The following is an 18529-nucleotide window of genomic DNA, read 5'->3' on the forward strand; positions in this document are numbered from 1 at the left end:
TCCCGTGTTCCGCCCTGCGCCCGGCGGCGGGTCCCCGAACCGGCGGCCGAGGTCCCGCCTTGATCGCCCACGACCCGGCTGCAGGATGCGCGGCTGGGCTGCGCGCGTGCTGCGCCGCTGCGCTGGTGGCGTGCCCCGCGCGGAGCGGCGCAGCATGCGCGCGACACCCGAGACGGGAACACTCGACGCTCGTAGGATGGCGGGCATGCGCGCGATTTTGGTAGACGCCCCCGGCGGCCCCGACAGACTCACTCTCACCACGGTGGCCGACCCGTCGGTCGGGGCCAGGGACATCCGGATTCGGGTGGCCGCTGCGGGCGTGAACCGGGCGGATGTCGCGCAGCGCCAGGGCAACTACCCGTCGCCGGCCGGCGCGCCCGAATGGCCGGGACTCGAAGTCTCCGGCGTGGTGGTCGAGACCGGCGCCCGGGCCTCGCAGTTCGCGGTCGGCGACCGGGTGTGCGCCCTGCTCGCGGGCGGCGGCTACGCCACCGAGGCCGTGGTGCACGAGGATCTGGCGCTGCCGGTGCCCGACTCCGTCGACCTCGTCGAGGCTGCCGGGCTGCCGGAGGCGCTCGCCACGGTCTGGTCGAACGTATTCCTCTCCGCTGGCCTGGCCGCCGGCGAGACGCTGCTCGTGCACGGCGGCGCCAGCGGCATCGGCACCACCGCCGTTCAGCTGGGCGTGCTGGCCGGCGCCCGGGTCGCCGTGACGGCCGGCTCGGCGGACAAGCTCGCGGTGTGCCGCAGCCTGGGCGCGGAAATCCTGATCAACTACCGTGAGCAGGACTTCCCGGCCGAACTCACGGCCGCCACCGACGGGCACGGCGCCGACGTGATCCTCGACATCATCGGCGGCTCCTACGCGGCCCGCAATGTGGCGGCCCTCGCGGTCGACGGCCGCATCATGGTGATCGCCAACCAGAGCGGCGAGAACGCCGACTTCAACCCGTTCCACCTGATGCAGAAGCGCGGCCGGTACTGGGGCACCACGCTCCGGGCCCGCCCGTTCGAACAGAAAGCCGCGATCATGCGGGCGCTCCGAACGGATGTCTGGCCCTGGCTGGAATCCGGCCGCTTCCGTCCGGTGATCGACAGCCGTTTCCGGTTCGACCAGGCCGCGGACGCCCACCGCCGGCTGGAGGCATCCGTTCACGTGGGCAAGATTCTGCTGGTGCCCTGAGGCCGGCTGAGCGCCCCGCGTGTCCTGCTAGCGTGAAAGCCGTTGCCTCCCCACCCGATTGGAAACGCCCGCATGAAGAACTGGTCCTTCACCACCTGCGCCGTCGCCGGGTTCAGTTTCAGTGCCTTCGGCGTGGCCCTGATCATTCTCAATGCGGTGACGGCCAACGCGTTCCTCACCGCCCTGCTCTGGACGGCGGGCGTGGCCCTCCTCATCGGCGGATCCCTGTCGGTGCGCGCCCACCTGCTCTGGAGCCGCGGCGACACCCGGTAGACGCGGCCCGTCAGCCTAGATTGTGAAGTCACCGCCGGAGGCGCGTTCGGTCTCGGCGAGGCTGGATCGGACATCCGTGGCGTTCACCGGCTCATCGCTGTAGGTCGAGGTGACCAGGATCGGCAGGTGGTCGGAGGTGCCGATCGGCAGCGTCTCGACGCTGTCGATGGTCAGTCCGATGGAGGTGGCCAGGTCGAAGTGCCCGCGGAAGAACTTGTAGCGCGTGTAGGTGCGGGTGTCGCTGAGGGTGAGGTCGTAACCGGACTGGGTGACCTGGTCGCCGAGGTGGCCCTTGAAGATCGGGTAGTTGTAATCGCCCACCATCAGGGTCGGCAGGCCCGGACCGAGCTGGTGCAGCTCTTCGTGCGCCGTGCGGATCTGGTTGCGCCGCAGGGAGTTGCGGGCGGTGAGCGGCGCGGCATGGAACGACGCGACGACGAGCTCGCGGTCCGCGACGAGGTCGGTCAGCCGGGTTCCGATCAGGCGCTCATGTGCGGGGGTCAGCAGCCGGTCGTGCAGGGACTTCTTGAGAGCGAAGGTCTTGGTGTGCTCGTTGGTGAACCGGTCCTTGCGATAGTAGATCGCCAGGCCGAGGCGGTTCCGCACGGTGGAGTCGGCGAGGTGCAGCAGACCGATCTCCGCGGGGAGCTCCAGAGTGTCGCATTCCTGCAGGCACAGGACATCCGGATCGTAGTTCTCGGCCAGGGCGATGAGCTCTCCACTGGCACGATTCTTGCGGAGGTTATAGCTGATGACTTTCACGACTGACCTTTTTCAGACTCGACCCGACTCGATGAACACTCACCCAGCCTACGTTTTCGACGCCCAAATGCTACATCGGCAGGGTGAATTCTCGGCGGCGCGCATGGAAGACTCGGGGGCATGATGCAGGATGCGACGGGCACAGCGACGGCCGCCGTGGAGTCGGTCAGCCGCGACTCGCGGCACGCGTTCAGCAAGCCGACGGTGCCGGAGATCCGTCTGATCAAGGGATTCGGGGTGGAGGGCGACGCCCATGCCGGAGCCACGACGCAGCACCGCTACCTGGTCGTGAAGGATCCGACCCGGCCGAACCTCACCCAGGTGCACTTCATGCCCGCCGAACTCTTCGACGAGCTGCGCGGGGCCGGCTTCGAGGTCTCCCCCGGCGAGCTGGGCGAGAACATCACCACCCGCGGGCTGGACCTGTTCGGCCTTCCTCTGGGCGCCCGGCTGCGGCTCGGCGCCGACGCCGTCGTGAAGATCACCGGGATGCGCAACCCCTGCTCGCTGATCAACGGGTTTCAGAAGGGGCTGATGAAGACCCTGATCGGCACGGCTGAGGACGGTCAGGTGATCCGCAAGGCGGGGATCATGGGCATCGTCGTCACCGGGGGAACGGTCGCTCCCGGCGACCCGATCCGGGTTCAGCTGCCGGTCGGGGAACAGCGACCGCTCGGCGTGGTCTGAGCGCTCGGTCGGCGCCCCGCTCGGCCGCCGTCTGAGCGCCGTGGCGCCTCCGAGACGGCAATCGGTGACCCTGCTATTCTCGGCCTCACCCGCCTGTGAAGGAGTTCCCGATGGCACGCAAAAACTACACCACAGATCAGAAGATCTCCCGCCTCCGGGTCTACAACATCGTGGCCGGCTCGCTGCACCTCGTGCAGGCCCTCGGATTCGCGTATGTGCTCACTCTGCTGAGCACGCAGGTGACCTTCCCCGTCACCGCCGATTACCTGTCGGGTCCTCCCGGCGTGCCGCTGCCGCCCGAGCGGGTGACCCTGTTCGACGTCAACGTGGGTATCGGCGTCGTCTCCTTCCTGGCGCTCTCGGCCGTCTTCCATTTCCTGATCTCATCGCCGAAGTTCTTCCCCCGCTACGCGGCCGGCCTCAGAGCCGACCGCAACTACTTCCGCTGGGTGGAGTACTCCCTGAGTTCCTCGATCATGATCTGGCTGATCGCGCAGATCACCGGCATCACGGATATCGCGGCCCTCTTCTCGATCTTCGCCGCCAATGCCGCCATGATCATGTTCGGGGCACTGCAGGAGAAGTACGAGACCCCCGGCAACGGCAAGTTCCTGCCCTTCATCTTCGGGTCGATGGTGGGCGTGGTGCCGTGGATCGTCATCCTCATCTACTTCATCGGCCCCGGCTCGACCAGCGAGGCCGAACCGCCGGCCTTCGTCTACGGCATCATCATTTCCCTCTTCCTGTTCTTCAACACCTTCGCCGTCAACCAGGTGCTGCAGTACCGCCAGATCGGCGGCTGGCGCGACTACCTCCGCGGCGAGCGCGCCTACATCACGCTGAGCCTGGTCGCCAAGACCGCGCTGGCCTGGCAGGTGTTTTCCGGGGCGATCATTCCGGCCCTCACCTAGGAGCACGGGGAGGTCACCTCGGGCGGCCGCCCGACCGGGGACCCACGGTGGGGACTACATTGGGCGCCGTCGCCCTCGGCCGAGGCCGGCACCCGTTGTCACGATCGCAACTTCAGTCGAGGAGCACCCGATGAAAGCCGAACGAATCGAACTCGAACCGCGCACCCTGATGGGCGTGCGTGAGACACCCCGGATGGACGAGCTGACCGAATTCATGGGACGGGCCTTCGGCACCGCCGCCACCGAGATCGGCAAGCAGGGTGCCCACCCGGCCGGCCCGCCGATCTCGATGTACCACGGCGCTCCCACCGACATCGTCGACGTCACCGCGGGTTTCCCGGTGGCACAGCCGGTCACACCGACGCCCGGCGTGGTGATCGAGACGCTGCCGGGCGGCCCGGCGATCGAGGCCATCCACACCGGGCCGTACGACACGCTCACCGAGACCTATGCCGAGCTCACCGTCTGGGTCGCGGAGCAGAAGCTCGACCTCGCACCCGAAATGTGGGAGGAGTATGTGGTCGGCCCCGACACCGAACCGGACCCGGCCAAATGGCAGACCCGGATCGTTTTCCCGCTGAGCTGAGCGGGGCTCGGGACACTGACCGCGCCGCCGGCTCCCACGACGACGGCTCCCACGACGACGGCTACAGCGGCGAGGGGCGCCTGCTCGCGGCGCGGCCGCTGGCGCCGCGCCCGTCGAGGAACTCGAGCACGTCCGGCATGAGGCGCGGGTCGGTCAACACCGACATGTGGCCCTTGCCGGGGTAGAGGATCAGGCGGCCGTTGGGGATGCCCGCCGCCGTCTCACGGAACAGCTCGGGGGTGTAGAAAGCGTCCTGGTCGCCGCCGATCACCAGGGTGGGCGCTTCGATCTCGCCGAGTCGATCGCGCAGGTCCAGGGCGTCTTCGGCGCGAATGGTGGTGATCAGGTCGGGGCTGGCCTTGCCGTACATCAGGGGTCCCATCAGCCAGCCCATGCCGGCTGCCAGCCGACTGCGGGGCTTGTCGCCGATGGCGCTGAAAATCACCCGGCCGGCCTGCCGCGGACGCCCGGCGAGCACCTCCTCGGCGACGCGCCGCATGACCTTCTTGCCGTTCGGCCCGAGGGAGCACGCCGCGCAGACCAGGATCAGCCGCTGCACCACATCGGGGTGGTCGGCGGCCAGCTGCAGGGCAATGCTCCCGCCGGTCGAGGTGCCGATCACGTCGACGGGCCCCGGGAACTCCAGGCGCAGGGCGTCGGCGTAGTCCCGGGCGATGTCGGCCATGCCGGCGTTCGGGTCGAGGCCCGGGCGCGGGGTCAGCCTGAGCACACGGTGCGTGCCCGCCACCGGCATCAGCAGCTGGGCGGCCATCATGCGATCGACGCCGACCGTCGGTTCGTAGTTCTGGGTGAGGCCCGGGATGGCCACCAGCGGCAAGCCCGTGCCGAACCTCAAGTAGGGCATCCCGCCGAGGAGGGTGCCGGTTCGCCGTGCCAGGGAACGCTCGTCGGTGGCGTTCTTCGTCTTCATCGTGGGGGGCATCGAAGGGACCCTTTCGTCTCATGGATTGTTCCGGATGCCGTCAGCCGGCTCCGCGGCAACCGGTGGTGACAGTACCCGCGCCCCGAAGCCCCCGGAAGCGTCCAGCCGGTTTCGGACCGCTGGTGCGGGTCGGCCGGTGGTTTCGGCATCCGTTCGGGGTTCATGACGGCCGTCCCAACCTGAGGCGCACGAGCAGAACGTGATGTTCGAACCAATCGCTGCCGGCATAAAGAGAGGTTCCGCACCTGTGAAGGCCCTGTCCGGCTGCCGTGTCGCGTGACGAACAGGCCGCAGGATGCGTCCTAGTTGGTGAGACCCCCCCGTGCCGGAAGGCACCCGCTCCCAATCGAACGGACCCCATGACGAGCACCGCTGTGAACCACGATGACCTGACCGATGACACGACCGCCCCCAAGCTCGCCGCGGTCGTCTACAACCCCGTGAAGGTCGACATCGACGACCTCCGGGGCGCCGTCGAGGCCGAGCAGACGGCCGCCGGCTGGCCGGAGACCCTCTGGTTCGAGACGTCGGCAGAGGACCCGGGGCAGGGGCAGGCCCGCCAGGCGCTGGAAGCCGGGGCATCCGTGATCATCGTGGCCGGCGGCGACGGCACCGTGCGCGCCGTGGCGGAGGTGGTGCACGGCACGGATTGCGCCGTGGCGCTGCTGCCGTCGGGCACCGGCAACCTGCTCGCCCGCAATCTGCAGCTGCCCCTCGATGACGCCGCGCTGTCCCTGCACACCGCGTTCGCCGGCCAGGACCGGGCGATCGACGTGTGCCTGATCGACATCGAGCGGGCGGACCGGACGATCGACCGGCACACCTACCTGGTGATGGCCGGACTCGGCCTCGATGCCAAAATGCTCGCGAACACCGACGACGCGCTCAAGGCGAAAGCCGGTTGGCTGGCCTACGTGAAGGCGCTGGTGGCCGTCGGCAAGGACGACAGCGAACTGCGATTCCGGTACCGGCTCAACAAGCAGCCCGAGCAGTCGCTGCGGGCGCACACCATTATGGTCGGCAACTGCGGGTCGCTGCCGGCCAGCATCGAGCTGATTCCGGACGCGGCCCTCGACGACGGCCTCTTCGACGTGGTCGTGCTGAAGCCGGAGGGCTTCGGCGGCTGGCTGCAGATTATGACGAAGGTGATCTGGGAGAACGGCGTGCTCAGCCGCACGAAGTTCGGGCGCAAGCTGCGCACCGGGGAGGTCGACGCGCTCAACTACGCCACCGGCACGGAACTCGTGCTGCGGCTGCACGGCCCGGAGGAGATCGAACTCGACGGTGACGGGTTCGGCACCGCCGTGGCGCTCAAGACCTGGGTGGAGGCCGGCAGTCTCACCGTGCGCGTGCCGAGCGACGCCGCCGCGTAGGCCGCGCGCGGCATCCGTCACCGGTCTCCTCCGCTCACCCCGCCTCTTCTCCCGGCTCTCCTTCCGAGGCGCGGGAGGTGCGCCGTCACGCGCGTGGCAGGCCACCCGCGCAGCGGCGCAGTACCCGCGCTCCGCTGGAGCGGCGGCGCAGGTGCGGCCGAAACTTCCTCGCCCCCTCACGCCAGCGCCGAGCCGTGAGTTTCGCCCCTTTTCTGTCGAAGAACGGGGTCGAAACTCACGGCTCGGCGCGGTTGTGCGGACGTGCGAGGATCAGAGGATCAGGCGATCAGGGGATCAGGGGATCAGTACCAGTTGTTGGCCTGCGAGTGTGCCCAGGCGGCGCACGGGGTGCCGTAGGAGGAGGCCTTGATGTAGCCGAGGCCCCAGGCGATCTGAGTGGTCGCGTTGGTGGCCCAGTCGCTGCCGGCCGTCGCCATTTTGTTGCCGGGCAACGCCTGCGGGATGCCGGTGGCACCGCCGTTGGAGTTGACGGCGTCGAACTTCCACTCCGATTCCTTCTGCCACAGCTGGTTCAGGCAGGAGAACTGGTCGGCGCCCCAGCCGTACTGGGACGCGGCCATGGCCTGAGCCGTGGCGCGTGCGCCCGCGGGGGTGTTGCCGCCGGCCAGGGACTGGGCTCGGGCGGCTTCGGCTGCGGCGGCCTGAGCGGCGGCTTCGGCGGCGGCGGCCTGGGCGGAGGCGGCGGCCTCGGCGGCGGCCACGGCGGCCACCCGGTCGGCTTCGATCGATGCCGCGGTGACGGCGGCCGTCTCGGCCTTGGTCTGGGCGGTCAGATCGGTGATCTGGTCGAGAGGCAGGATCTCGTAGCCGGCGAGGGAGCTGGCGACCGCGGCGAGGCTGGAGGCATCCACCTTGTCCTTGGTGGCGGCGAGGACCTGGTTGGCCTCATTCAGGGTGATGGAGGCCGAGTTGTCGGCGTGCGCTTCGGCGACCACGTCGAAGGCGCCGAGCTGCTCGCGGTGCAGGCCGGTGCTGTCGGCGAGCTCGGACGTGGCCGAGACGCGGGACTGGGTGGCCGCTGCGGACTGACCGGCGAAGCCGGCGCCGACGGCGAGGCCGGTGATGGCGAGCACGCTGCCGGCGATGATCGCGATGCGGTGCGGGCGTTTGATCGTGGTGGTGCTGGTGCTGTTGCTGCTGGGAGTGCTGTTGCTGCGCTTGTTCTGGGCGTCGAATCGAGTGCGGAGTTCTTCGGGTGTTTCAGGCATTGAGGAGGCTGGACTTCCGTGTGACGCAAGCCCGCGCGCGTGAGCGCACCGGCTCACTGAGCATCGGATCTGCGCTCTCGGAGTGCGGCGCAGATGAAACGACAATCATGCCTCAGGTTTCTGAACAAACGCTCAGTTAACCTGCGAAAGTCATGGCAGTAGGGGCTTGACACCGGATTCGCCAGGCTCTATGGGGTCGGCGGGGTCCTGGCTCAGCCCTGCGCGCCCTTCCGCTTGCGGAAGGCGATCATGTTCATGCGGCTGCCGCACCGGGCGCTGCAGAATCGTTTGGACCCGTTGCGGGATAGATCCAGGATGAGGCCGGCGCAGTCGTCCGCCCCACAGATCCGCAGCCGCTGCATCTCATCCATCCGGATGACGTCCGTCAGGGCCAGCGCGGCCTCCACGCGCATCCGTTCACCGAGCGGAGCGTCGGGCGTCGTCGCGTGCATGTGCCAGTCGGACCCGTCGTGCCGGGCGAGATACGGCAGGGCGTGCGCGTCGGCCAGCATCTTGTTGACCTGGATCACGGCAGCGTCCCGTTCGAGGCTCCAGACGAGCCGCACCTGATCGCGGGCGCGCAGCACATCCCGCCGCTCGTACTCGTCCCCGTCGATGCGTCCGGAAAAGGGATACCCCGCAAGGAAATCCGCCAGTTGCTCGAGCGTCGCGATCTCGTCGGTGCCGCTCCGGGAGGCCGCCGGGTCGGTATTGCCGAGCTCAACGGCAAAATCCAGCGCCTCCTCGGTGTCATGGGCAAACTGCATGTTGACTCCTAACGGACCCTGCCGTAGCGTTATGGTCGTCATCAATTGTAGACCGTAACACTGGACGCCGGAGGAGCAGTCATGGTGAAGATCTCCTCCACGTCGGCCGGCCTGGCGGTGGCGGTCCTCGGGTCGCTCTCGTTCGGCACCTCCGGCGCGTTCATCAAGCCGCTCCTCGAGGCGGGCTGGTCCCCGACCGCTGCCGTCACCGCCCGGGTGGTCATCGGCGGGCTCGTTCTGCTGCCGGTCGCCCTCGTCTCGCTGCGCGGCCGCTGGCACGCGCTGTGGCGGGCGCGCTGGCGGGTGATCGTGATGGCCATCGTCGGCGTCGTCATCACGCAGGTTTTCTACTTCGCCGCGATCCAGACCATTCCCGTCGCCACGGCACTGCTGATCGAACTTCTCGCGCCGCTGCTCCTGGTCGGCGTCGCGTGGGCGACGACCCGGCGCATCCCGCGCGCGCTGGTTCTGATCGGCTCGGTTTTCGCCGTCGGTGGGCTGCTGCTCGTGATCGGCCCGGGTGCCATTCGCGCCGTTGACCCGGTCGGCCTGATGTTCGCGTTCTGCGCCATGATCGGCTGCGCGACCTACTTCGTCGTGGCGGCCCGTCCCAGCGACGGGCTTTCGCCGGTCGCGTTCGCGGCCTCGGGTCTCGTGCTGGGCGGCCTGATCCTGGGTCTGCTCGGTGTCACCGGCCTTCTGCCGCTCACCGCGACGTTCGGCGACCTGCCGCTCGCGGGCATCGAGTTGCCGTGGTGGGTGCCGTTGGTCATCGTCGCGGTGGTCAGCACCGCGATCGCCTATGTCGCCGGCATTACCGCGGCCGAGGCCCTCGGGTCACGGCTGGCCTCCTTCGTGTCCCTGCTCGAGGTCGTCTTCGCGGCTCTGTTCGCCTGGCTCCTGCTCGGTGAACAGCTCATGCCCCTCCAACTCCTCGGCGGCGCGTTGATCCTGGGTGGCATCGCGGCCGTGCGCGCCGCGGGCTCTACGGACGAATTCCCCGCCACCTCACTCGAGAAGCTGGAATCACCAGCGTTCGGAGCACAGGTTCTCGAGACCCGCTGACTCGTGCGACGTCCCTTGGCCGCAAGGCTGAGGCGCCGGCGATCGCCCTACGCAATCCCCAGCTGCACCAGCAGCCGTGGGAAGTCCGTGACGAGGGTGTTCCAGACGATCTGGTAGTCGGTGTTCGCGTAATCGTTCGCAAGATAGTTGCGCATGGCCTGCAGCTCGGCCCAGGCGACCTCCGGGTGCCGGTCCCGATATCCCTCCGGCAACCGCTCGACGGCGGCCTGCAGGTCGATCACGATGGCCTTGGCCGCGAGCTGCTGGGTACGATCGGCCCGGTCGAAGAAGACCTCCCGGCCGCGAGCCGTGATGAGGTTTGCGTGACGGACCAGATCACGGATGTCGGCGAGCAGCGCATCCGTTCGGTCGAATTCGTGAGTCATCAGGTCTCGATCCCGTCGCCTGGGCCGTTCACAGTGGCACGGCTTCGGCGACAGCCCGGTCGCGAATGGCGCCCTCGGCCCGGTCGCTCATCACGTCGACGTGCACGCCGAGGAGCTGTTCGAGGTCGAGGACGAGCCCGACCGCATCGAGGATGGAGGCGCCCGGGTCGAAGGTGACGAGGAGGTCGATGTCGCTGCCGGCGGCATCCGTTCTCCGGGCGACGCTGCCGAAGACCCGCACGTTGCCGGCCCGGCGGCGGCCGGCGAGTTCGAGCACGGTGTCTCGGTTGCGACGCAGCACGGCCGATGGCAGCAGGGCGGTGGCCGCCAGGATGAGGGCGAGGGTCTCGGGTCGCGGCCGCACACAGCCGGACTCATAGGCGGAGAGATTCGACTGAGCCACTCCGGCGCGCGCGGCCAGCTGGCTCTGCGAGAGTCCGGCCCGGACGCGCGCCTCGAGAATGCGGGTTGACGTGCTCATGGCGGGAGTATAGCCCTCAGAAAAATTGGCGCCACGGACCGCCCGAAGTCATGACCCGGACCGCTCCGCACGCCGCAGCCGCAGCAGCAGCGGCCGAGCGCGGGTGCTGCGCCGCTGCGCTGGTGGCGTGCCACGCGCGCAGCGGCGCAGCACCAGCGCGTGGCCACTACCGGCACCGCAACGCGCAGGTGACAGGGATGACTCACCTGTAGCGCAATGAACAGGTCAGTTGCCGCTGATCACACCGACTCTCAGTGCATAACTCCTGCAAATCGGGGAGAGCTCCCTCACGTTCCGCGTGATTCCGCGGGTGAAAGACTCGACCGGCAGAATTTGCAGGAGTTGTGCTCACCCCGCGTCTTCGTTCAGTCGTTCCTGGTCGATTGCGACAAGGTCCTACCGCGGGCGGGCCAGTCGAATCGGACCCTTCGTGGTCGACGGATCGACCACGGCGCCGCCCTGCGTGATCCAGCCGGAGGTCGGTCGCGGTGACGCACTGTGCGCGGCACGCGGTTCTTCACCGAATCCCAGCTGTCGGCCCACTTCGCGCGCCACTCGATGCGGCGCCCGCACGAGGCGCAGGTCTTGTCCGCCCTGTCACGGGCGGGGTCAGACTCGGCGGATTTGCGTTGACGGTGGGCCGTGCCTTCAATCAGGGCGTGACGAATCCGGCCCGCATCCGTCTTAGTAGTGACGGATGCCCCCGCCCCGCGACCCCCGCGACCGCTCAGACCGCTCAGTCCGCCCAGACCGCCCAGACCGCCCGAATCTGCAGGACGCACAAGGCAAGCCCCCGACCCCGAAGGAACCCCCGTGACGAATACTGACCGTTCGAGTGCCGAACGCCGGCGCGTGACCGCCGCGAACCCCCGTAGCCGCAACGTCGAAGTGGACGGGCATGAGTTCACCGTGCACTCCATGTCGAGCACCTCGCGCGCGCCGGAGGCGGAGGTGCCGACCTACCTGTTGGTGCACGGGATCGGGGCGTCGCACCGCTATTACCGCCGGATGCAGCAGAGCCTGGCCGTCACCGGGCACACGCATTCGCTCGATCTGCCCGGCTTCGGCGGCACCCGCAGGCCCGAGCGACCTATCCCGGTCGAAGAATACGGCACCCTGCTCGGCCGGCTTCTGGATCAGCTCGAGGTGCCGCGGGCGGTCCTGGTCGGCCATTCGATGGGTGCCCAGTTCGTCACGGAGCTGGCCCGGCAACGCCCGGACATCGCCTCCCACCTGGTTCTGATCGGCCCCGTCACCGATCCCCGCCGGGCGACGGCCGTGAAACAGGCGATGGGCCTGACCCGGGACTCGGTCAAGGAACCGCCGGCAGGCAAGCTGATCGTCTTCCGCGATTACCTCAAGTGCGGTCCGCGCTGGTTCTCGAGCGAACTCGCCCAGATGCTCGACTACCGCACCGACCTGTCTCTCCGCGAGGTGCGCTCCCCCACCCTCGTGATCCGCGGCGCCAACGACCCGGTCTCGGGCCACGTCTGGTGTGAATCGCTGAGCGCCGCCGTGCCGAACGGGCAGCTCGTCGAGGTCGAGGGGCACCGCCACCTGGTGCACCACACCGCTGCTGCGCAGGCTGCCGCCCACATCGAGGGGCACGTCCGGCGGCATCCGTCGATCACGCACCCGGCCGCATGAGCCGCCGGCGGCCGAGTCGCCGGGTCCCCGGTCTCCGCATGAGTCGTCGGCGGCTGCGGCTCCGCCTGCCGGGACTCCGACTGCTGCGACGCCGGCTGCGCCAGGCCCGGTGGTGGCTGCTCGACTACCTCTACGCGTGGATCGGGCAGACCCGGGCCTTCCTCTCCCGCGCCCGACCGGCGGACTTCCGCTCCGGTCACAAAGCCCCGATCGTCATCATCCCCGGGGTGTACGAATCCTGGCAGTTCATGCGACCGCTGATCCAGACTCTGCACGGCCACGGACATCCGGTGCACGTGGTGGCGGCGCTGGGCCGCAACCGGCGTTCTCTGGCGGATGCCGCCGCGACCGTGGCCGCCTACCTCGAGCGGGAGAACCTGACCGGTGTCATCATCGTGGCGCACAGCAAGGGCGGCCTGATCGGCAAACAGCTGATGACGACCGAGGACCCTGACCACCGGGTGAGCGCAATGACCGCGATCAGTGCTCCCTTCGCCGGCTCCCGCTATGCGCGCTACTGGGTCGTGCCGAGCATCCGTGCCTTCGCCCCCGCCAACGTGGCCCTGCACGACCTGGGTCTGGACCACCGGGTCAACGACCGGATCGTGTCCATCTACGGGGTGTTCGACCCCCACATCCCCGAGGGCAGTGAACTGGTCGGCGCCCGCAACATCCGGCTCCACGTCGGCGGGCACTTCCGCATCCTCGGCGACCCGGCGACCGTGCGGGCTGTTCTCGACACGGTGACGGATGCCACGGCGCCCTTTACCCGAATCACCGGACCCGGAACAGTGCGGCGAGTGCCGGATTCTCGATCTCGGTAGCGAGAAGGCGGCCGGCCTACCCGACCCAGCCGACCGCGCACCCCTCTGCGCAGGCGAAGCTCGGCCGAAAGAGCAGCCCTACTCGTCGTCGTCGTCGTCGAGGCGGAAACCCACCTTGAGCGTCACCTGGAAGTGCTGGATCACGCCGTCCTCCACGTGGCCGCGGGTGGCGACCACCTCGAACCAGTCGACGTTGCGCAGAGTCTTCATCGCGCGTTCCAGCCCGTTCCGGATGGCCGCGTCCATGCCCTCCGGTGACGTTCCGACGATCTCCGTGACACGGTAGGTGTGGTTCGCCATGGCCTGATTCCTCCAACTCGAGTTTGTTCTCTCAACCGCGTCTCGGTCTCGAGTGCCCCGACCATAGCCCGCGAGGGTCGAGTGTTCAACGTCAGGCCGAGGCGCGAACCGCGGTCTTCAGCGAGTCGACAATGGCGGTCGCGGTGGTCTCGGCCTGCTGGATTACGGCGTCTGGCGAGGATGCTTATCGGCGGGAGGAGAATGGAACCATCATGAGAACTCTCCTCAACGTCATCTGGCTCGTGTTCTCGGGCTTCTGGTTGTTCCTCGGCTACCTGCTGGCGGCGGTGATCATGTTCGTGCTGATCATCACCATCCCCTGGGGAATCGCGGCGGCGCGGATCGGCGTCTACGCGCTCTGGCCGTTCGGCAAGACCGTGGTCGCCACACCCGGCGCGGGCGTCGGTTCCTTCCTCGGCAACGTCGTCTGGGTGGTGCTGGCCGGCTTCTGGATCGCCATCGGACATTTCTTCTCCGGCATCGCGCTCTGCGTCACCATCATCGGAATCCCGTTCGGGATCGCCAATTTCAAGCTGATCCCGGTGGCGCTGATGCCGCTCGGCAAGCAGATCGTCGACATCCCGTAGGGTTCACCGGTGGTGCGGTAGACACCGCACCGCTTTGACGGATGCGCAGGTCACCTCGCCGAACCAGCAGAACCCTACCGCGGCCGCCGCAACCGAATCGGACCCTTCGCGGTCGACGGCTCGACCACGGCCCCGCCCTGGGTGATCTGCAGTTCGCCGCGGGCGACCAGGCGGCGGGCGGCTCGGCGGGCCGGCTCCATCAGCTCGTTCCACCCCTCGCCGCCGACCGCTTTCGCCGCTTCGGACGGGCAGATCGTGGCATCCGTCGCCCGCGCACTGAGCAGTGTGGTGATGCTCTCTTCCAGCCGGAGGTCGGTCGCGGTGACGCCGTGCGCGCGGCACGCGGTCGAGCAGTACTTCACCGACTCCCAGTTGTCGGCCCACTTCGCACGCCACTCGATGCGCCGCCCACAGGAGGCGCACGTCTTGTCCGCCCGGCCCTGTTCGGGGTCGGAATCGGCGGGTGTGCGTTGACGGTGAGCCATACCCTCTATCCTGCGGGATTGCGGGCCGGCGAGAGTCGCCGTTCGCGCCGAGCGTCGCCGTTCTAGCGGCGATTCTCGGCAGCAACGGCGACTCTCGAGCCGCAGAACGCTGGCCACCGTAGAACCGGGCTCAACGCGCGGAAGCTGCTTGCCCTGCTGCCTGAGGCGCCTGACTCCCCGGGGTACGCTCGCGGCCCCACCGCCGGCAGGCCCTGTCCCGCACAACGCCGGAGGGCGACCCCGCGAACGGGGCCGCCCTCTGGCGAATCAGGAGCCGGTGAAGCTAGACGGCCTCGGCCGAGGCTTCCCGCTCTGCCTTGCGTCGCGCCTTCTCGGCGTCGAGAACGGCCTTCTCGGCCGCCTTCTCTTCGGCGATCCAGACGTCACGCTTGGCCCCGGGCACCCAGCCCGTGTCCACAACGCGGATCTGGAAGACGATCGCGACGCTGACCAGCACCACCGCGATGAGGATCGCCAGGACGACCCCGAATCCGCCGCCCACACCGACGCTGACACCCACGAGGGTGCCGAACCAGCCGAAGTCGGCGTCACCGAAGGTGCTGTTGGCGAAGCCGAAGTCGCCGAGGACCAGCAGCAGGATGGCGGGCAGGATGGTGATGATCACACCGTTGACGAAGCCACCGATCATGGCGCCCAGGCGTCCGCCGGTCGCGTTGCCGTAGACGCCGGCTCCACCACCGGTGAAGAAGTGCGGCACCATACCGGGGAGGATCAGTGCGAGCCCGAACATCGGGTTCAGCCAGATTGCGAGCACGCCCAGCGCGAGGAGGCCACCGGCGAACGAGCTCAGGAAGCCGATGAGCACGGCGTTGGCGCCGAACGGGAACACGATCGGGATGTCCAGCGCGGGACGCGCACCGGGGACAACCTTTTCGGCGATCCCCTGGAACGCGGGGACCAGCTCGCCGAGCACGGTGCGCACACCGTAGAGGATGATCGCGACACCCACACCGAACTGCAGGGCCTGGGCAAAGGCCGCCATGATGAACGCGCCGGCGTCGGCGGAGCCGAAGATGTCCAGCGCCTCCTGCAGCGGCAGGGCGATGAGGCCCCAGATGGCGAAGACCATGTAGATGAGAACCATCGACAGTGAGGTGGCGACCATGGAGTCGCGCAGGAACTTGAGGCCCTGCGGGAACTTGATCTCTTCGGTCGACTTGCTGCGGTGGCCGACGGCCTGGCCGGCCGCACCGGCGGCGATGTAGCCGAGGGTGCCGAAGTGGCCGATCGCGATGGTGTCGTTGCCGGTGATCTTCTTGGTCCACGGGTGCGCGAAAGCGGGCATGACCACCATGATCACGCCGAGCAGAAGAGCACCGATGACGACCACGAGCCAGCCGGCGCCGTCTCCGAATCCGACGGAGAGCACCACGGTGAGCATCGTGGCCATGAAGACCATGTGATGCCCGGTGAGGAAGACGTACTTCAGCGGGGTGAAGCGGGCCAGGGCGAGCATCACCAGGAACCCGAGGGTGAGCACGTAGGCGCTCTGGGCGCCGAACTCGTCCTGCGCGATGGCGGTGATGACCTCGTTGGTGGGGATGACGCCCTGGGCGCCGGTCACCGCGAGGATCAGTTTGCCCAGCGGGTCCAGGGAGCCCACCACTACGCCGGCGCCGGCGCCGAGGATCAGGAAGCCGAGCGCCGCTTTGAGTGCGCCGCCGACCACCTGCCCGGCGTTGCGCTTGAGTGCCATAAGTCCGATGGCGGTGATTATGCCGATCAGATAGGCCGGAACATTGAGGATCTGTTGACCGATGAAGTTCAGTACGACGACGAGCCACTCCATTGTGGGAGCTCCTTATTCTGTGAGAGGGGGTTGGTGGGAGGGGGGTTACTCGACTGCGGCGGTGAGCTTCTCGGTGATCTCTTCGAGATCGAAGAAGTTCTTAATGACGATGACCTGGGCGGGCACATCGCCGAGTTCTTCGGCCAGCTCCTCCGAGGTGAGCACGATCTCGGCCGTCTGCGCGGCACCGCGAGCCACGCCCATGTCGGCGGCCTCGACATCCGCATCGATACCGAGCTTGGCGAGAACTTTCTCGGCGTTCATTTTCAGGAGCACTGAGGTTCCAATGCCCATTCCACAGACGGCGACGATCTTCATGGGGTGCCTTTCGATTGGGTGGGACGAGTGAGTTGATTCAGAAATGGATGTCGGTGGCGCGGTTCACGCAGCGGCGGCGGCGAGGTCGCCGAGCACGGCGCGCACCTCGTCGGCGGTGGCGGCCGCGGTCAGGCGCTTCATGGCGGCGCTGTCGGAGAGCACGGCGGCGAGCGCCTGCATCACCTGGAGGTGAGCGTCGTGGTCTTTGGCGGCCAGGCCGATCACGAGAGTGACCGGGTCGTTGGCGGCGTTGCCGAACTCGACGGGGGTGGCCAGGCTGACCCAGCTCAGGCCGCCGGTGAGAACCGCGGGCGAGGGGCGGGAGTGCGCCAGGGCGATCCCCGGGGCGATGACGATGTAAGGGCCGTGCTTCTCGATCGCGGCGATCATCTCGTCGGTGTAGGCGGGCGTGGTGGCCCCACCGGCCACGAGGCCGGCACCTGCGAGACGGATGGCGGCCCGCCAGTCGGCGGCCTCCGCCTGGGTCTCGATCGACGAGAGGGTCTCGGCCAGGTTCAGTGACACGAATGAACTCCTTTGTTGTTTTCAGTGCAGGCCGTCCGCGAGGGCGACTTAGATGACTGTATAAGCCTAAGCGACCTTTTGTCTACAAGTGCACCAAAGTTTTTCGACTGGACTCGCCAGACTCCGGATCAGGGGCGCGAGGTCAGCTCGCCGCGGTGCGGAGCGTGACGCCGGTTACGCCGCCCCGAGTGAGACGGCTAATGCGGTCGGCGTCGAACAGGGCATCCTGCGCGATGAGCGAGGCGCCCGTCACTCCGGCGATGTGGCCGAGCCGGGACTTCTCCACCACCAGCCCCTGCAGGGCGAAGTCCCGGGCACCGGCGAAGACGGCCTCCCGGATCGCGCCGAGGAAAGGCTCGCCGGCCTGGGCCAGGTTGCCGCCGACCACCACGGCCTGCGGGTTGAGCAGCCCCACCACGTGGGCCAGGCTCTGCCCGATCTGGGTGCCGGTCTCGGCGAGCAGCCGCAACACCGTGGGGTCACCGTCGTTCGCGAGTGCCACGATATCGCTGCTGGTTCGCACCCGGCGCCCCTGCCTGAGCAGCTCGCTGCGGATGACCGCGCCGCTGGCAATGGTCTCGAGCCGCACCGTGCGCTCCCCATCGGTACGCACGGCGCTGAGCTCCCCGGCGCCGCCGCGGGAGCCGTGGTAGATCGCACCGTCGAGCACGAAGGCGAGTCCCACGCCGATGCCGGCCTTGAGCACCACGACGTCGCAGTACTCGCTCGCGCCGCCCCGGGCCTCGGCGAGCGCCATGATGTTCACGTCCCGGTCCACGGCGACGACGGCGCGGTCGTAGCGGCGGGCGAAGTAGTCCTTCACCAGCACCCCCTCCCACTGCGTGTCCACCTGCGGGCTGGCCAGCCGCCCGGTGATGAAGTTGACCGGGCCGGGCACGCCCACACCGATTCCCACAACGTCAGCACGGGTCTTGCCGAGCCGGTCGAGCATGTGATCGAAGACCTGGCCGGCCCATTCGAAGATCTCCGCCGGCCCTTCGCTCAGGCCGATGTCGGCCTCGTCTTCGCTGAGGATGGTGGTCACGAGGTCGGTGATGGCCAGCCGGGTGTGCGATCCGCCGATATCCACGGCGAGCAGCAGACCGGCATCGGGGTTCACGGCGAACTCCTCGGGCGGCCGGCCGCCGCGCGAGTCGAGCTGTCCCACGCTCATCACGATCGCGGCGTTCAGAAGTTCGTCGAGACGCCGGGCGAGGGTGATGCGCGACCAGCCGAGCTGCTCGATCAGGTCGGAGCGGGTGGTGGCACGGCCGGAGCGGATGAGGTCGAGCACCACACCCGAACCGGTGGACAGAGCGTGTGCCATGGAATTCCTAACCTTCTGACGCATCCGCCCCGTATTGCGGACGATGCCGAACCAACTATT

Annotated in this window: 23 protein-coding genes and 1 pseudogene; 10 read left to right on the forward strand and 14 right to left on the reverse strand. The window is 68.3% G+C overall.

Annotated features, from left to right (window positions below):
- Positions 1–205 precede the first annotated feature (205 nt).
- On the forward strand, positions 206–1183 hold the full coding sequence (locus tag E3T23_RS07560) for an NAD(P)H-quinone oxidoreductase (protein ID WP_134369753.1): 978 nt from the start codon (positions 206–208) through the stop codon (positions 1181–1183).
- Positions 1184–1255: 72 nt separating this feature from the next.
- On the forward strand, positions 1256–1456 hold the full coding sequence (locus tag E3T23_RS07565; protein WP_134369754.1) for a hypothetical protein: 201 nt from the start codon (positions 1256–1258) through the stop codon (positions 1454–1456).
- Between the two features lie 15 nt (positions 1457–1471).
- On the opposite strand, the gene E3T23_RS07570 is transcribed toward E3T23_RS07565, so the two are convergent.
- Positions 1472–2218 carry an endonuclease/exonuclease/phosphatase family protein gene (locus E3T23_RS07570; RefSeq protein WP_134369755.1) on the reverse strand — a complete coding sequence of 249 codons (747 nt, stop codon included), beginning with the start codon at positions 2216–2218 and terminating at the stop codon, positions 1472–1474.
- 120 nt (positions 2219–2338) lie between these two features.
- Between E3T23_RS07570 and E3T23_RS07575 the strand changes: the two genes are divergently transcribed.
- From E3T23_RS07575 to E3T23_RS07585, 3 genes are all read left to right on the forward strand, one after another.
- Positions 2339–2905: an MOSC domain-containing protein gene (locus E3T23_RS07575; protein WP_241977707.1), complete on the forward strand. Its 567-nt coding sequence runs from the start codon at positions 2339–2341 to the stop codon at positions 2903–2905.
- Positions 2906–3015: 110 nt separating this feature from the next.
- Positions 3016–3816 (forward strand): heliorhodopsin HeR, encoded by an 801-nt coding sequence (gene heR, locus E3T23_RS07580; protein ID WP_134369756.1) that lies wholly within the window; start codon positions 3016–3018, stop codon positions 3814–3816.
- 130 nt (positions 3817–3946) lie between these two features.
- Positions 3947–4402: a GyrI-like domain-containing protein gene (locus E3T23_RS07585; protein ID WP_134369757.1), complete on the forward strand. Its 456-nt coding sequence runs from the start codon at positions 3947–3949 to the stop codon at positions 4400–4402.
- Positions 4403–4463: 61 nt separating this feature from the next.
- Here the strand turns inward: E3T23_RS07585 and E3T23_RS07590 are convergent, their stop codons facing one another.
- Entirely contained in the window at positions 4464–5345 is an 882-nt protein-coding gene (locus tag E3T23_RS07590) for an alpha/beta fold hydrolase (protein ID WP_134369758.1), read from the reverse strand.
- Between the two features lie 359 nt (positions 5346–5704).
- On the opposite strand from E3T23_RS07590, the gene E3T23_RS07595 reads away from it, so the two are divergent.
- Positions 5705–6718: a diacylglycerol/lipid kinase family protein gene (locus E3T23_RS07595; protein ID WP_134369759.1), complete on the forward strand. Its 1014-nt coding sequence runs from the start codon at positions 5705–5707 to the stop codon at positions 6716–6718.
- Between the two features lie 302 nt (positions 6719–7020).
- Here E3T23_RS07595 and E3T23_RS07600 read toward each other — a convergent pair whose 3' ends face one another.
- The gene (locus E3T23_RS07600; protein WP_174843855.1) at positions 7021–7947 is read right to left on the reverse strand and encodes an aggregation-promoting factor C-terminal-like domain-containing protein; all 927 of its coding nucleotides are present in this window, start codon (positions 7945–7947) and stop codon (positions 7021–7023) included.
- A 212-nt stretch (positions 7948–8159) separates the two neighbouring features.
- A complete protein-coding gene (locus tag E3T23_RS07605; protein WP_134369760.1) occupies positions 8160–8714 on the reverse strand; it encodes a CGNR zinc finger domain-containing protein in 555 nt (184 codons plus the stop codon).
- Between the two features lie 81 nt (positions 8715–8795).
- Between E3T23_RS07605 and E3T23_RS07610 the strand changes: the two genes are divergently transcribed.
- On the forward strand, positions 8796–9779 hold the full coding sequence (locus tag E3T23_RS07610; protein WP_166806237.1) for an EamA family transporter: 984 nt from the start codon (positions 8796–8798) through the stop codon (positions 9777–9779).
- A gap of 47 nt (positions 9780–9826) precedes the next feature.
- Here E3T23_RS07610 and E3T23_RS07615 read toward each other — a convergent pair whose 3' ends face one another.
- The 4 genes and pseudogenes from E3T23_RS07615 to E3T23_RS07625 all read right to left on the reverse strand — a co-directional run.
- Positions 9827–10165, reverse strand: a complete 339-nt coding sequence (locus tag E3T23_RS07615) for a HepT-like ribonuclease domain-containing protein (protein WP_134369761.1) — start codon at positions 10163–10165, stop codon at positions 9827–9829.
- A gap of 28 nt (positions 10166–10193) precedes the next feature.
- Positions 10194–10646, reverse strand: a complete 453-nt coding sequence (locus E3T23_RS07620; protein WP_134369762.1) for an XRE family transcriptional regulator — start codon at positions 10644–10646, stop codon at positions 10194–10196.
- Positions 10647–11042: 396 nt separating this feature from the next.
- Positions 11043–11219 (reverse strand): DUF3253 domain-containing protein, encoded by a 177-nt coding sequence (locus E3T23_RS15995; protein ID WP_420898308.1) that lies wholly within the window; start codon positions 11217–11219, stop codon positions 11043–11045.
- Positions 11201–11566: pseudogene (locus E3T23_RS07625) on the reverse strand (hypothetical protein); the annotation flags it as partial. The gene E3T23_RS15995 and the pseudogene E3T23_RS07625, both read right to left, overlap by 19 nt.
- Here E3T23_RS07625 and E3T23_RS07630 point away from each other — a divergent pair.
- Positions 11460–12293, forward strand: coding sequence for an alpha/beta fold hydrolase (locus E3T23_RS07630; RefSeq protein ID WP_241977709.1), 834 nt, complete (start codon positions 11460–11462; stop codon positions 12291–12293). The pseudogene E3T23_RS07625 and the gene E3T23_RS07630 overlap by 107 nt on opposite strands.
- A gap of 38 nt (positions 12294–12331) precedes the next feature.
- On the forward strand, positions 12332–13117 hold the full coding sequence (locus E3T23_RS07635) for an esterase/lipase family protein (RefSeq protein ID WP_174843856.1): 786 nt from the start codon (positions 12332–12334) through the stop codon (positions 13115–13117).
- A gap of 78 nt (positions 13118–13195) precedes the next feature.
- On the opposite strand, the gene E3T23_RS07640 is transcribed toward E3T23_RS07635, so the two are convergent.
- Positions 13196–13417, reverse strand: a complete 222-nt coding sequence (locus E3T23_RS07640; protein WP_134369764.1) for a dodecin — start codon at positions 13415–13417, stop codon at positions 13196–13198.
- A gap of 212 nt (positions 13418–13629) precedes the next feature.
- On the opposite strand from E3T23_RS07640, the gene E3T23_RS07645 reads away from it, so the two are divergent.
- Positions 13630–14004, forward strand: coding sequence for a YccF domain-containing protein (locus E3T23_RS07645; RefSeq protein WP_134369765.1), 375 nt, complete (start codon positions 13630–13632; stop codon positions 14002–14004).
- Positions 14005–14078: 74 nt separating this feature from the next.
- Here the strand turns inward: E3T23_RS07645 and E3T23_RS07650 are convergent, their stop codons facing one another.
- From E3T23_RS07650 to E3T23_RS07670, 5 genes are all read right to left on the reverse strand, one after another.
- A complete protein-coding gene (locus tag E3T23_RS07650; RefSeq protein WP_134369766.1) occupies positions 14079–14489 on the reverse strand; it encodes a DUF2256 and DUF3253 domain-containing protein in 411 nt (136 codons plus the stop codon).
- Positions 14490–14772: 283 nt separating this feature from the next.
- Complete coding sequence (locus E3T23_RS07655; RefSeq protein ID WP_134369767.1) at positions 14773–16299, reverse strand: PTS ascorbate transporter subunit IIC; 1527 nt, start codon at positions 16297–16299, stop codon at positions 14773–14775.
- Positions 16300–16344: 45 nt separating this feature from the next.
- A complete protein-coding gene (locus E3T23_RS07660) occupies positions 16345–16617 on the reverse strand; it encodes a PTS sugar transporter subunit IIB (protein WP_104099163.1) in 273 nt (90 codons plus the stop codon).
- A gap of 63 nt (positions 16618–16680) precedes the next feature.
- Positions 16681–17142 (reverse strand): PTS sugar transporter subunit IIA, encoded by a 462-nt coding sequence (locus E3T23_RS07665; protein ID WP_134369768.1) that lies wholly within the window; start codon positions 17140–17142, stop codon positions 16681–16683.
- 142 nt (positions 17143–17284) lie between these two features.
- Positions 17285–18469, reverse strand: a complete 1185-nt coding sequence (locus E3T23_RS07670; RefSeq protein ID WP_134369769.1) for an ROK family transcriptional regulator — start codon at positions 18467–18469, stop codon at positions 17285–17287.
- Positions 18470–18529 lie beyond the last annotated feature (60 nt).

This window comes from Cryobacterium cheniae (assembly GCF_004403395.1).
Lineage (GTDB): Bacteria > Actinomycetota > Actinomycetes > Actinomycetales > Microbacteriaceae > Cryobacterium > Cryobacterium cheniae.